Origin of the sequence: Pseudomonas sp. LAIL14HWK12:I10 (assembly GCF_900184205.1) — a bacterium.
In the GTDB taxonomy this organism is placed as follows: domain Bacteria; phylum Pseudomonadota; class Gammaproteobacteria; order Pseudomonadales; family Pseudomonadaceae; genus Aquipseudomonas; species Aquipseudomonas kermanshahensis.
This window is the reverse complement of sequence record NZ_FXWU01000002.1, coordinates 327,089-340,692: the sequence shown is the minus strand read 5'-3', so window position 1 is coordinate 340,692 and position 13,604 is coordinate 327,089. Positions and strand designations below refer to the sequence as shown.

Annotated in this window: 12 protein-coding genes; 8 read left to right on the top strand and 4 right to left on the bottom strand. The window is 62.7% G+C overall.

Annotated elements, in window-relative coordinates:
- Positions 1-20: 20 nt before the first annotated feature.
- The gene (locus tag QOS90_RS05490) at positions 21-599 is read left to right on the top strand and encodes a hypothetical protein (protein WP_085272494.1); all 579 of its coding nucleotides are present in this window, start codon (positions 21-23) and stop codon (positions 597-599) included.
- Between the two features lie 58 nt (positions 600-657).
- Here the strand turns inward: QOS90_RS05490 and QOS90_RS05485 are convergent, their stop codons facing one another.
- From QOS90_RS05485 to bkdR, 3 genes are all read right to left on the bottom strand, one after another.
- Entirely contained in the window at positions 658-1,998 is a 1,341-nt protein-coding gene (locus QOS90_RS05485) for an MFS transporter (protein WP_027593061.1), read from the bottom strand.
- Positions 1,999-2,128: 130 nt separating this feature from the next.
- Complete coding sequence (locus QOS90_RS05480) at positions 2,129-3,370, bottom strand: glutamine synthetase family protein (protein WP_177408591.1); 1,242 nt, start codon at positions 3,368-3,370, stop codon at positions 2,129-2,131.
- 309 nt (positions 3,371-3,679) lie between these two features.
- Positions 3,680-4,165 carry a Bkd operon transcriptional regulator BkdR gene (gene bkdR, locus QOS90_RS05475; RefSeq protein WP_027593063.1) on the bottom strand — a complete coding sequence of 162 codons (486 nt, stop codon included), beginning with the start codon at positions 4,163-4,165 and terminating at the stop codon, positions 3,680-3,682.
- 197 nt (positions 4,166-4,362) lie between these two features.
- On the opposite strand from bkdR, the gene QOS90_RS05470 reads away from it, so the two are divergent.
- The 4 genes from QOS90_RS05470 to lpdA are packed head-to-tail and all read left to right on the top strand — an operon-like array spanning position 4,363 to position 9,324.
- Positions 4,363-5,595, top strand: a complete 1,233-nt coding sequence (locus tag QOS90_RS05470; RefSeq protein ID WP_027593064.1) for a 3-methyl-2-oxobutanoate dehydrogenase (2-methylpropanoyl-transferring) subunit alpha — start codon at positions 4,363-4,365, stop codon at positions 5,593-5,595.
- Position 5,596: 1 nt separating this feature from the next.
- Positions 5,597-6,655, top strand: a complete 1,059-nt coding sequence (locus QOS90_RS05465) for an alpha-ketoacid dehydrogenase subunit beta (protein ID WP_027593065.1) — start codon at positions 5,597-5,599, stop codon at positions 6,653-6,655.
- The gene (locus QOS90_RS05460) at positions 6,656-7,942 is read left to right on the top strand and encodes a dihydrolipoamide acetyltransferase family protein (protein ID WP_027593066.1); all 1,287 of its coding nucleotides are present in this window, start codon (positions 6,656-6,658) and stop codon (positions 7,940-7,942) included. It abuts the gene before it with no gap.
- Between the two features lie 2 nt (positions 7,943-7,944).
- Positions 7,945-9,324 carry a dihydrolipoyl dehydrogenase gene (gene lpdA / locus QOS90_RS05455; RefSeq protein ID WP_027593067.1) on the top strand — a complete coding sequence of 460 codons (1,380 nt, stop codon included), beginning with the start codon at positions 7,945-7,947 and terminating at the stop codon, positions 9,322-9,324.
- A 129-nt stretch (positions 9,325-9,453) separates the two neighbouring features.
- Here lpdA and QOS90_RS05450 read toward each other — a convergent pair whose 3' ends face one another.
- Positions 9,454-10,452 (bottom strand): sensor domain-containing diguanylate cyclase, encoded by a 999-nt coding sequence (locus tag QOS90_RS05450; protein ID WP_027593068.1) that lies wholly within the window; start codon positions 10,450-10,452, stop codon positions 9,454-9,456.
- Between the two features lie 215 nt (positions 10,453-10,667).
- Between QOS90_RS05450 and QOS90_RS05445 the strand changes: the two genes are divergently transcribed.
- The 3 genes from QOS90_RS05445 to abaF all read left to right on the top strand — a co-directional run bounded on the left by QOS90_RS05445 (position 10,668) and on the right by abaF (position 13,579).
- Positions 10,668-11,189: a hypothetical protein gene (locus tag QOS90_RS05445; protein WP_085272492.1), complete on the top strand. Its 522-nt coding sequence runs from the start codon at positions 10,668-10,670 to the stop codon at positions 11,187-11,189.
- A gap of 131 nt (positions 11,190-11,320) precedes the next feature.
- A complete protein-coding gene (locus tag QOS90_RS05440; protein ID WP_097151317.1) occupies positions 11,321-11,941 on the top strand; it encodes a GntR family transcriptional regulator in 621 nt (206 codons plus the stop codon).
- A 264-nt stretch (positions 11,942-12,205) separates the two neighbouring features.
- Positions 12,206-13,579, top strand: coding sequence for a fosfomycin efflux MFS transporter AbaF (gene abaF / locus QOS90_RS05435; RefSeq protein ID WP_027593071.1), 1,374 nt, complete (start codon positions 12,206-12,208; stop codon positions 13,577-13,579).
- Positions 13,580-13,604 lie beyond the last annotated feature (25 nt).

Below are 13,604 nucleotides of genomic sequence, written 5' to 3'. Positions count from 1 at the left end.
GCCTTCAGGAGCCGGACACTATGATTCGTTCAACATTCACAGCCGCGCTGCATTGCCAATACGGCCAGGTCGGGGTGGTCGATACGCCTCGATGGGCCCATCCGTTGTTTTCCGCCGACCAGGACGGCTGGTTGTGCACCGATGACAAGCGAGGCTTCACCGCCAGCTTCAAGCCGATCGAATTCACCTTCACGTTTGTCAACGCAACGAAGAACCGTCTCTATTACAGGATCAATAGCGCGACTGGCCCGAAGTTTCTCAGCGGCCGGTTCGAGCAGAACTCAAACGGCTGGCTGGGCTTGTATGGGTATGCGTGGGGGGATGATCTTGCCAACTGCATCTTCCCACCCAGCCTGCTGGCCCGGCTGCCCGCCTTGCAGGACACGTGGAAAATGGAATTGCTCGACGCATGGGATGGCGATCTGGAGAGCGCTGAGCATGTCGAGTTCTACCTGCGTGACAAAGAGGGCCACAGAGTCGCGCAAGTGGAGGCGCGATACTCAAGAACCAGCCCACCGCTACGTAACTGGTTCTTGCACGCCGGTAACAAAGAAGGCGATATCTTGAGATTCCACCTGCACGACATCAAGGTTGAATGACTGCCGCGTGGCCCACCGATGAAGCGAGCAGCGCCCCTTCATCGGTGCCCACACCGCATCACACCGACCTGTCGACCTCGACCTCAGGCTTGACCCCACGCTCACTCGCCGCCTGCTCTTCTTCGGTATCCTCGGCCGCCACCGGCGTCTGCATCACATCCTGCACGGTCTGCTCATCGACCCGCGGGTCGAGCGCCGCCGACAACGGCGAACCAGCCGCTGGCATCGCCACGTGGCCCAATGGAGCGTCCTGCACCTGGTGCAGCCCGGTGACCGCTTTCGGCCGAATGCGCCACACCAGCACCAGCGCGAAGAACACGAAGAAGGCATAGAGCATCTGCGCGCCCAATACCTTCATCAGTACCCCAGCAGCCAACGGCCCGATACAGGCGCCGACACCATAGGTGACCAGTAGCATGGCCGTCAGCGAGACGCGGCGCTCGCTCTCCACATGGTCATTGGAAAACGCAACCGCCAACGGATACAGGCAAAACTGCAGCAACGAGATGACAAAGCCGATGCCGAACAGCAGCTCCAACGGCACGCTGGGCAAGATCGCCAAGGGCGCAGAGGCCAGCGCCAGCCCCACCGCGGCACTGCGGATCAGCACCGCGCGGTCGTAGCGGTCAGACAGCCAGCCCAATGGCCACTGCACCACCAGTCCGGCAAAGATGCAGCTACCCATGAACAGACCGATCTGCTCGGTACTCAACCCCTGGCTGGAGGCGTACAGCGGCGCCAGGCCGTAGAACGAGCCGACGATCAAGCCCGAGCCCAGCACCGTACTGAGTGACTGCGGCACGCGCTTGATGAAAAATTTCGGCTCCATCGGCGCCGGCCGCAAAGGCGCCGGGTGGATGCGCCGGGTCATTGCCACCGGCACCAGGCACAGGGCAAAGCACATGGCGACCAGCATCAGCAGCTCAGGGCCGAGTTCAGGGTGCACCACCAGGATCAGTTGGCCGAGTACCAACCCGAGGTAGGAGGCGATCATGTAGCCACTGAACACTGCACCCCGGTGCTTGGCGTCGGCTTGTTCGTTGAGCCAGCTCTCGATGACCATGTACTGGCACATCATCCCCAAGCCGACCACCATCCGCAGCCCGACCCAGGCCGGTAGCCAGTTGGTCATGCCATGGCCAAGCACCGCCGCACAGACGATGCCGGCGCACGTCGCATAGGCACGGATGTGCCCTACCCGGCCGATCAGCCGGTGGCCGACCTTGCCGCCCACGGCCAGGCCAAAGTAGTTGGCGGCCATCAACGCACCGACCCACAAGCTGTCGACATGATCGGCTGCCAGGCGCAGCGCCAGGTAGGTACTGAGCAGGCCCGAGCCGATAAGCATCATCAAGGCAGCGAAATACAGCGACTGAAACGGCTTCCAGATGTTTCGCATACGTCCCGTCGGGCTCCCTGGTCAGGTGGCGTTGGCTTGCTGGCTAGCATAAAAGCAATTTTGCCGCGGCGCAGTCCCCTGCCAGCGAAATAGCCAACGGGGGACGCGTCCAGTAGTGGTTGTGTCGCGATCAGGCCTGTGCCGCCAGCACACGCCGCTCCCAGGGTGTGATCTCGTCGTAGAAATCGCTCAGCTCCAGGGTCTTGGTGGCGACGTAGCCTTCGATGAACTCAGCCCCGAACAGTTCCCGCGCCAGTGCACTGCGCTTCAGTCGTTCGAGTGCCGCGTGCAGCGTGCATGGCAGGCTCAGGTGCTCTGGCACAGCGAACTCACCCTGAATCGCCGGGGTCGGCTGCAGGCGTTGCTCGATGCCATGCAGCCCGGCAGCCAGGCTGGCGGCGATGGCCAGGTAGGGGTTGGCGTCGGCGCCCGGCAGGCGGTTCTCGACACGCCGGGCCACCGGCGCACTGGCCGGGATGCGCAGCCCTGCGGCGCGGTTGTCCTCGGACCAACAGGCATTGTTGGGCGAGGCGTAGGGGTGACAAAGCCGCTGATATGAATTGACGTTGGGCGCGAACAGCGCGGTGAAGTCGGCCATGCACGCCTGCTGGCCGCCGATGAAGTGGTAGAAGGTCTCGGTCGGCTGCCCCTGGTCATCGCTGAACACATTTCGGCCGCTGTCGATGTCCACCAGGCTCTGGTGGATGTGCATGGAACTGCCCGGCGTATGCGCCAATGGCTTGGCCATGCACACCACGGTCAGCCCATGCTTGAGCGCCACTTCCTTGAGCAGGTGTTTGAACAGGAACGTCTGGTCGGCCAGCAGCAGCGGGTCACCGTGCAAGAGGTTGATCTCGAACTGGCTGATGCCCATCTCGTGCATGAAGGTGTCACGCGGCAGGCCAAGCGCCGCCATGCAGCGGTAGACCTCATTGAAGAACGGCCGCAGGCCATTGTTGGAGCTGACACTGAACGCCGAATGGCCCAGCTCCCGACGGCCATCCTTGCCCAGTGGCGGCAAGAACGGCTGCAGGGGGTCGGTGTTAGGGGCGAAAACAAAAAACTCGAGCTCTGTCGCCACCACCGGCGCCAGGCCCAACGCCGCATAGCGGGCGATGACCGCCTTGAGCTGACCGCGGGTGGACAACGCCGAAGACCTGCCATCCAGTTCGTTGGCATCGCAGATCGCCAAGGCCCGGCCGTCTTCGCTCCAGGGCAGGCGGTGAATGTGAGCGGGCTCGGCCACCAGCGCCAGGTCGCCATCATCACTGCCATAGAACCGTGCCGGCGGGTACCCCCCCATGATGCATTGCAGCAGTACACCGCGCGCCATCTGCAGGCGCCGGCCTTCGAGGAAGCCCTCGGCGGTCATCACCTTGCCGCGCGGTACACCATTGAGGTCGGGGGTGACGCATTCGATTTCATCGATGCCCTGGAGGTGCTCGGCGAGGGTGCTCAGGCCTGGGGTGGTCATGACGCTTGTCCTTGTTGTTATAGGCTGGCAACAACATAGGCTGGGGGTGTTTAAAATATCAAGCACCTGATTCTGGATGGCCCCCATTCTGTAGGAGCAGCCTTGTGCTGCGAAGAGGCCGGTTATCGCCCTCCACATCTTTGCAGCCATTACCGGCCTCTTCGCAGCGCAAGGCTGCTCCTACAGGTGTGTGTAATTCCGCTTCCCTTATTCGCGCAGGGTCATCCCATTCGCGGGCAACGGCAGCGCCGTTTTATAGCGCACCTGCTTCAAGGCAAAACTCGACCGGATATTCGCCACGCCCGGCAACCGCGTCAGGTAATCGAGAAACCGCTCCAGCGCTTGAATACTGGGCAGCAACACCCGCAGCAGGTAATCCGGGTCGCCCGTCATCAGGTAGCACTCCATCACCTCGGGGCGCTCGGCGATCTCTTCCTCAAAGCGGTGCAGCGACTGCTCGACCTGTTTTTCCAGGCTCACATGGATGAACACATTCACGTCCAGCCCCAACGCCTCCGGCGACAACAAGGTCACCTGCTGGCGGATCACCCCCAGCTCTTCCATCGCTTTGACCCGATTAAAACAGGGGGTCGGCGACAAGTTGACCGAGCGCGCCAGCTCCGCGTTGGTGATGCGGGCGTTTTCCTGAAGGCTGTTGAGAATACCGATATCGGTACGATCGAGTTTGCGCATGAGACAAATTCACCGGTTTTTTGTGTTTATGCGGAATGTTTATCTGCGCCCGTCAGCAAAGGCAACTAAGTTGAGAGAAAAATTCTCCTGCCGTGCCACTAAGATGTAGGTGACGCTGACTTACCAGTCACAAGCCGGTACTCAGCGGCGGCCGCTTCAGAGCTCACAAAAACAACATTCGAGCGAGCGTAAAAAGCATGAACGAGTACGCCCCCCTGCGTTTGCATGTGCCCGAGCCCACCGGCCGGCCAGGCTGCCAGACCGATTTTTCCTACCTGCGTCTGAACGATGCAGGTGTTGTCCGCAAACCGTCCATCGACGTCGACGCTGCCGACACCGCAGAGCTGTCCAACAGCCTGATCCGCGTGTTGGACGCGCACGGTGACGCCCTCGGCCCATGGGCCGAAGACATCGACCCGCAGGTGCTGCGCCAAGGCATGCGCGCCATGCTCAAGACGCGCATCTTCGACAGCCGCATGGTGGTTGCCCAGCGCCAGAAAAAGATGTCCTTCTACATGCAGAGCCTGGGCGAGGAAGCCATCGGCAGCGCCCAGGCCCTGGCCCTGAACCGCACCGACATGTGCTTCCCCACCTACCGCCAGCAGAGCATCCTGATGGCCCGCGACGTGTCGCTGGTGGAGATGATCTGCCAGTTGCTGTCCAACGAGCGCGACCCGCTCAAGGGGCGCCAGCTGCCGATCATGTATTCGGTACGCGAGGCCGGCTTCTTCACCATCAGCGGCAACCTGGCGACCCAGTTCGTGCAGGCGGTTGGCTGGGCCATGGCTTCGGCGATCAAGGGCGATACCAAGATCGCCTCGGCCTGGATCGGCGACGGCGCCACCGCCGAATCGGACTTCCACACCGCCCTGACCTTTGCCCACGTGTACCGCGCGCCAGTGATCCTCAACGTGGTCAACAACCAGTGGGCGATCTCCACCTTCCAAGCCATTGCTGGCGGTGAATCGACCACCTTCGCCGGCCGTGGCGTGGGCTGCGGTATCGCCTCCCTGCGCGTCGACGGCAACGACTTCGTCGCTGTGTACGCCGCCTCGCGCTGGGCCGCCGAACGCGCCCGCCGTGGCCTGGGCCCGTGCCTGATCGAATGGGTCACCTACCGTGCCGGCCCGCACTCCACCTCCGACGACCCGTCAAAGTACCGCCCTGCCGATGACTGGAGCCACTTCCCGCTGGGCGACCCGATCGCCCGCCTGAAGCAGCACCTGATCAAGATCGGCCACTGGTCCGAGGAAGAACACCAGGCGGTCACCGCCGAGTTCGAGGCTGCGGTCATCGCCGCGCAGAAGGAAGCTGAACAGTACGGCACCCTGGCCAACGGCCATATCCCGAGCGCGGCCTCGATGTTCGAGGACGTGTACAAGGAAATGCCCGAACACCTGCGCCGTCAACGCCAGGAACTGGGGGTTTGAGATGAACGACCATAACAACAGCATCAACCCGGAAACCGCCATGGCCACCACTACCATGACCATGATCCAGGCCCTGCGCTCGGCCATGGATATCATGCTCGAGCGTGACGACAATGTCGTGATCTACGGCCAGGACGTCGGCTACTTCGGTGGCGTGTTCCGCTGCACCGAAGGCTTGCAGACCAAGTACGGCAAGTCGCGCGTGTTCGACGCCCCGATCTCGGAAAGCGGCATCGTCGGCACTGCCGTGGGCATGGGCGCCTACGGCCTGCGCCCGGTGGTGGAAATCCAGTTTGCCGACTACTTCTACCCGGCCTCCGACCAGATCGTGTCGGAAATGGCCCGCCTGCGCTATCGCTCGGCCGGCGAGTTCATCTCCCCGCTGACCCTGCGCATGCCCTGCGGTGGCGGCATCTATGGCGGCCAAACGCACAGCCAGAGCCCCGAAGCGATGTTCACCCAGGTGTGCGGGCTACGTACCGTCATGCCGTCCAACCCCTATGACGCCAAGGGCCTGCTGATCGCCTCGATCGAATGCGACGACCCGGTCATCTTCCTTGAGCCAAAACGCCTCTACAACGGCCCGTTCGACGGCCACCACGACCGCCCTGTGACGCCGTGGTCCAAGCACCCGCACAGCGCCGTACCGGATGGCTATTACACCGTGCCGCTGGACAAGGCGGCAATCACCCGCCCCGGCAGCGACGTTACCGTGCTGACGTATGGCACCACGGTCTACGTGGCCCAAGTGGCCGCCGAGGAAACCGGCGTCGATGCCGAAGTCATCGACCTGCGCAGCCTGTGGCCGCTGGACCTGGAGACCATCGTCGAGTCGGTGAAAAAGACCGGCCGCTGCGTGGTGGTGCACGAGGCTACCCGTACCTGCGGTTTCGGTGCCGAGCTGGTGGCGCTGGTTCAGGAGCACTGCTTCCATCACCTCGAAGCGCCGATCGAGCGCGTCACCGGTTGGGACACCCCCTACCCTCACGCACAGGAATGGGCTTACTTCCCAGGGCCTTCGCGGGTAGGTGCGGCATTGAAACGGGTCATGGAGGTCTGAATGGGCACGCACGTCATCAAGATGCCGGACATTGGCGAAGGCATCGCGCAAGTCGAGTTGGTCGAGTGGTTCGTCAAGGTCGGTGATGTGATCGCCGAAGACCAGGTGGTGGCCGATGTCATGACCGACAAGGCGACCGTGGAAATCCCTTCGCCGGTCAGCGGCAAGGTATTGGCCCTGGGTGGCCAGCCGGGTGAAGTGATGGCAGTCGGCAGCGAGCTGATCCGCATCGAAGTGGAAGGCAGCGGCAACCATGTCGACGCGCCGCAGGGCAAGCCCGCTGAAGCCAAGCCCGTCGAGCCAGTGGCCGCGCCTGTAGCCAACACACCGCCAGCGCGTGCCGCAGTCGCAGCACCAGCCTGCCAGGCCGCAGCCACCGCCACAGCCGCGCCCATCGTACCGCGCCAGGCGGGCGACAAGCCGCTGGCCTCCCCGGCTGTGCGCAAGCGTGCGCTGGATGCCGGCATCGAGCTGCGCTACGTGCATGGCAGCGGCCCAGCCGGGCGCATCCTGCACGAAGACCTCGATGCGTTCATGAGCAAGCCACAGACCGCCGCCGGGCAAGCGCCCAGTGGCTACGCCAAGCGTACCGACAGCGAGCAGGTGCAAGTCATCGGCCTGCGCCGCAAAATCGCCCAGCGCATGCAGGACGCCAAGCGCCGGGTCGCGCATTTCAGCTACGTCGAAGAGATCGACGTCACGGCCCTGGAAGCCCTGCGCCAGCAGCTCAACCAGAAGCACGGCGACAGCCGCGGCAAGCTGACCCTGCTGCCGTTTTTGGTCCGCGCGTTGGTCGTGGCCCTGCGCGACTTCCCGCAGATCAACGCCACCTATGACGACGAAGCGCAAGTCATCACCCGCCATGGCGCGGTGCATGTGGGCATCGCCACCCAAGGCGACAATGGCCTGATGGTACCGGTGCTGCGCCATGCCGAAGCCGGCAGCCTGTGGGGCAATGCCAGCGAGATCGGCCGTTTGGCGACCGCCGCGCGCAGCAACAAGGCCAGCCGCGAGGAACTGTCCGGCTCAACCATCACCCTGACCAGCCTCGGCGCGTTGGGCGGCATCGTCAGCACACCGGTGGTCAACACCCCGGAAGTGGCGATCGTCGGCGTCAACCGCATGGTCGAGCGGCCGATGGTGATCGACGGCCAGATCGTCATACGCAAGATGATGAACCTGTCCAGCTCGTTCGACCACCGGGTGGTCGACGGCATGGATGCTGCGCTGTTCATCCAGGCCGTGCGTGGCCTGCTTGAGCAACCCGCCTGCCTGTTCGTGGAGTGAGCATGCAACAGACTATCGAAACCACCCTGCTGATCATCGGCGGCGGCCCTGGCGGCTATGTGGCCGCCATCCGCGCCGGGCAATTGGGTATTCCCACCGTGCTGGTGGAAGGCCAGGCGTTGGGCGGCACTTGCCTCAACGTTGGCTGCATTCCGTCCAAGGCGCTTATTCATGTCGCCGAGCAGTTCCACCAGACCTCGCGCTACACCGAGCCATCGGCACTGGGCATCAGTGTCAGCTCACCGCGCCTGGACATCACCCGCAGCGTGGCCTGGAAAGACGGCATCGTCGACCGTCTGACCACCGGGGTGGCTGCCTTGCTGAAGAAGCACGGGGTCAAGGTGATCCATGGCTGGGCGAAGGTCCTCGACGGCAAGCATGTCGACGTCGACGGCCAACGCATCCAGTGCGAGCACCTGTTGCTGGCCACAGGTTCCAACAGCGTTGAACTGCCGATGCTGCCGCTGGGCGGGCCGATCATTTCCTCGACCGAAGCGCTGGCACCCGAAACCTTGCCGCAGCATCTGGTTGTGGTGGGCGGTGGTTATATCGGCCTGGAGCTGGGTATCGCCTACCGCAAGCTGGGCGCGCAGGTGAGCGTGGTGGAAGCGCGCGAGCGCATCCTGCCGACCTACGACAGCGAACTAACCGCCCCAGTGGCCGAGGCGCTGAAGAAGCTGGGCATCGCCGTGCACCTGGGCCATAGCGTCGAGGGATACGAGAACGGTTGCCTGCTGGCCCGTGACGGCCAGGGCCAGCCACTGCGCCTGGAGGCCGACCGGGTGCTGGTGGCTGTAGGCCGGCGCCCGCGTACTCAAGGCTTCAACCTTGAATCGCTGGAACTGAAGATGAACGGCGCCGCCATCGCCATCGACGAACGCTGCCAGACCAGCATGCGCAATGTCTGGGCCATCGGCGACGTGGCGGGTGAACCGATGCTCGCACACCGGGCCATGGCCCAGGGCGAGATGGTTGCCGAGATCATTGCCGGCAAGGCACGGCGCTTCGAGCCGAATGCGATCGCCGCGGTGTGCTTCACCGACCCGGAAATCGTGGTGGTCGGCAAGACGCCGGAGCAAGCCAGCCAACAAGGCCTGGACTGCATCGTTGCGCAGTTCCCGTTCGCGGCCAATGGGCGGGCCATGAGCCTTGAGTCGAAAGCCGGCTTCGTACGCGTGGTGGCGCGGCGCGACAATCACCTGATCTTGGGTTGGCAGGCGGTTGGCGTGGCGGTCTCGGAACTGTCCACGGCGTTTGCACAATCGCTGGAAATGGGCGCTTGCCTTGAGGACATCGCCGGTACCATCCACGCCCACCCGACGCTGGGTGAAGCGGTACAGGAAGCTGCGTTGCGCGCACTGGGCCACGCCTTGCATATCTGACACTGAAGCGGCTGAGGCCGATTTGGCCCGCTGCGCCGCAAGGCGCCGCGGGTCTTTTTTCTTTCGCTAAGCGGGGACCTGTGGCGGCCAAAGGGGCCGCTGCGCGACCCCAATTCACCCATCGTCAGCTCATTCAGCTATCGCGTTCTTACCCACGCCTTTGGCGCGATACAGGGCCTTGTCGGCACGGGCCAACAAATCATCCGGGTCTTCACCCTCCTGCCACTGCACCACCCCATAGCTCATGGTCAGGCGACACTCGCCAACCGGCTCCACCTGTTCCATTACCTGACGCAACCGTGCGGCCACTTCAAGCGCATCGTCCAGCGCCGTCTGCGGCAGCACGATGACGAACTCGTCACCGCCCCAGCGCGCCAGCAGGTCATGCTCGCGCAGGCAAGTACGCAGGTTGTCGACCACCTGCACCAGCGCCGCATCGCCACGGGCATGGCCGTAGTGGTCGTTGATCGGCTTGAAGTCATCCACGTCCATGGCAATCAGCGACAAGGGCTGGCGGAAGCGCTGGGCGCGCTCGCACTCTTGCTGCAACACCTGTTCCAACCGGTACCGATTGGCGATGCGGGTCAACGCATCGCGCTCGGCCAGTTCGCGGTTTTCATCCAGCTGACGCTGCAATTGCTGATTGACCCAGGACAGCTCGCGGGTGCGCTCGGCCACCAGGGTTTCCAGCGACAGGTTCTGCTGCTCAAGCTGGGCCACCCGCCGCTTGCCGGCATCGATATTGCGGTGGGCGCCAAGCATGCGGGCCACCGAGCCGTCGTCGTTGCGGGCGATGATGTAGCCGCTGTCTTCGATCCACAGGTAGCTGCCATCCTGGCAACGGCAGCGGTACTCGATCAGGTAGCGCTCGTTGCGGTGATTGATGTAGGCCTCGAAATGCGCCATGACCCGCGGGTAGTCCTCCGGGTGAATCACGCTTTCCCAGGTCAGCACCGAGTTGGCCATGGAATGGCTGGCATAGCCGAGCATGGCGTACCAGCCTGGGTTGCGGTAGACGTAGCCGGTGTTGGCATTCCAGTCCCAGATGCCGTCACTGACCAACTCGAACAAGGTCTGCAGCTGCTGCTCACTGAAACCGGCGGGTGCCGGCATGGTTTCCTGACTCATGGACGCTCTCCCTGATGCCCAGCAACTGCGCTCCGTTCAAGGGGCTGCCGACAGTATTGATGGTTGCCGCATGCGGCAAGGCAATGCCTCTGACGGGCAAGCATATGCCCAGCGGGAAGTAACCGGAATAGGCCCAAAGCCCTATTTTGCGCCTGTTCAGTGCTGGCATGGCTTTTGCGCGTAATGCCTGCCAATGAGATTTCCAAGGAGGAAACATGATAATCGCCCCCAACGGCGTCAGCTGGCAGCCCACAGTTCACCAACCCCAGCGCGTCACTGATGAACAGGCCGTTGCCCAGGCCGCGCAACTGCGCGCGCCGGTGGCTACCGGCAACGCCGCAGCGCAACAGCACAATCAAAGCAATACCTCACAGCAAAAGGCCGAGGATGCACGCGAAGAGGCCTTTGCCAAACTCAAGGTTGCGATGCAAAACCCTGAGGTCCCTGCGCGCCAGCAAGCTAGCGCTGACACGCAGACAACCAGCAACGCCCTTCAGGACTTTCGCGATTTCATGGCCAAATCGCCTGGCGAGTTGATCAAGGAAAAGCTGCTGCTCGAAATGGGCCTGACCGAGGAGGAGTACAACGCCTTGCCGCCTGAGGCGAGGGCGAAGGTCGACGAACTGATCGCCCAGCGTATGAAGGAAGACATCGAGCGCAAGCTCCATGCGAAGGTCGAGGAGCAACTCACCCAGCAGCAAGCCACTGCGAGTAACGAGGAACAGGCAGCCAGCTAAGCGTGAAACAACGCAGGCGGTTGGTTTGGATAACCCTGCATTTCGTATAAAATATCCACCAAGCCCGCCTGCTGGAAAATCCCGTGCCGCTGCCGTCGTTCAAAGCCACCAACCTGGGGGCAACCCCTTCAATGTCCGAAATCATCGCCAAGCACCTGCGCGAGGCGATCATTTCAGGCCAACTCGCCGAAGGCGAACCCGTGCGCCAGGACGAGGTGGCGCAAGCCTTCAATGTCAGCAAGATTCCTGTGCGTGAAGCCTTGAAACGCCTTGAAGCGGAAGGCCTGGTGGACTTTCATCGTAACCGCGGCGCACTGGTCACGCGCATCTCGGAGCCCGAACTGGCGCAGATGTTCGAAGTAAGGGTGCTGCTGGAAGTGAAGGCGATCCGCCTGGCGATCCCCAACATGACCGAAGAACACTTTGCCCGTGCCGAAGCCATCTGCGCAGAGTTCATCGGCGAGGATGACATCGGCCGTTGGGCCGACCTCAACTGGGCGTTGCACGCTTGTTTGTACGAGCCGGCGAAACGCCCCTACCTGATCGGCCTGATTCGCTCCATCCATGACAAGGTCGAACGTTATTTGCGCATGCAGATGAGTTTGTCGGCGGGCAAGGACCGGGCCGATCACGAGCATCGCGATATCGTCGCCGCCTGCCGTGCACGGGATGTAGAGCTGGCCGCTCGGCTGATCGAAGCGCACATCAATGGTGTGTGCCAAAGCCTTTACGATCACCTGCCCCATAACTAACTCTCTCACCCACCGCGCGCTCGTTGTAGGAGCAGCCTTGTGCTGCGAAGAGGCCCGTAATAACCCCGTAAATCTCCGCCGACAGCACCGACCGCTTCGCAGCACAAGGCTGCTCCTACACGCCATACCGAGACCGGCCTGTTTGGCTTCGTTTTTGCTTATCTAGATATCGTATACGAAATACCATATAAGGAATACACGGCACCCAATCGATGCCGAACTGCCTACTCCTTCTTCCAATAATACGTATCGGAGTGCAAAACGATGGCCACACCCTCAACGGCGGCATCAGTGAATGCCGTGAACACAGCAGACAAGGCGCCTGCGGGCATCAAACGTGTGGTGGCAGCCGCGATGGCGGGCGCTGTTGCCGAGTGGTACGAGTTCTTTCTCTATGGCACAGCATCGGCCTTGGTGTTCGGCCAACTGTTCTTCCGCCAGACCGGCAGTGCGATGGACGGCATCATCGCGGCTTTCGCCCTTTACGCCGTGGGCTTTCTCGCTCGCCCCATCGGCGGCTTGGTGTTTGGCCACTACGGCGACAAGGTCGGCCGCAAGCACCTGCTGCAGATCAGCCTGATCGTCGTCGGGGTGACTACCTTCCTGATGGGCTGCTTGCCCACCTTCGAACGCATCGGCTACGCCGCCCCCATCCTGCTGGTGGTACTGAGGTTGATCCAGGGCTTTGCCTTTGGCGGTGAATGGGGCGGCGCGGTATTGCTGGTGTCCGAACACAGCCCGGACAACCGCCGCGGCTTCTGGGCCAGCTGGCCGCAAGCCGGCGTGCCAGCAGGCAACCTGATTGCCACGGTCATCCTCCTGCTGCTCTCCACCAACCTGAGCGAAGCGCAGTTCCTGGACTGGGGCTGGCGCGTTGCCTTCTGGTTCTCGGCGGTGGTCGTGCTGATTGGCTACTGGATCCGTACCCGGGTCGACGATGCGCCCATCTTCAAAGAAGCCCAGGCCCGCCAGCAGTTGATGGAAAGCCAGCAACTGGGCGTGGTCGAGGTGGTCACCAAATACTGGCGCGAGGTGCTGATCGGCATTGGTGCGCGGTTTGCCGAAAACATTCTGTACTACATCGTCGTTACCTTCTCCATCACCTACCTGAAGCTGGTGGTGCACAAGGACACGTCACAGATCCTGCTGCTGATGTTTGGCGCTCACCTGCTGCACTTCTTCATGATCCCGTTCATGGGCTACCTCTCGGACATCATCGGGCGCAAGCCTGTGTACCTGATCGGCGCCGTGCTCACCGCCTTCTGGGGGTTCATCGGCTTCCCGATGATGGACACCGGCAACAACTGGCTGATCATGGCCGCCATCACCCTGGGGCTGGCCATCGAGTCGATGACCTACGCGCCCTACTCCGCCCTGATGGCCGAGCTGTTCCCCACCCATGTGCGCTACACCGCCCTGTCGCTGTGCTACCAGGTCGCGCCAATCCTCGCCGGCTCGCTGGCCCCGCTGATCGCGGTGACCCTGCTCAAGGAATACAACAGCTCCACACCGATCGCCTGGTACCTGGTGGCCTCCGCCGTGATCTCGATCATTGCCGTCGCCGGTGCCAGGGAGACACGCGGCAAATCGCTGCGGGCGGTGGACGAAGAATCCGTGGCGCGCACTGCCAAGCGCTGACAGACCAACAAGAACGACAACTCTC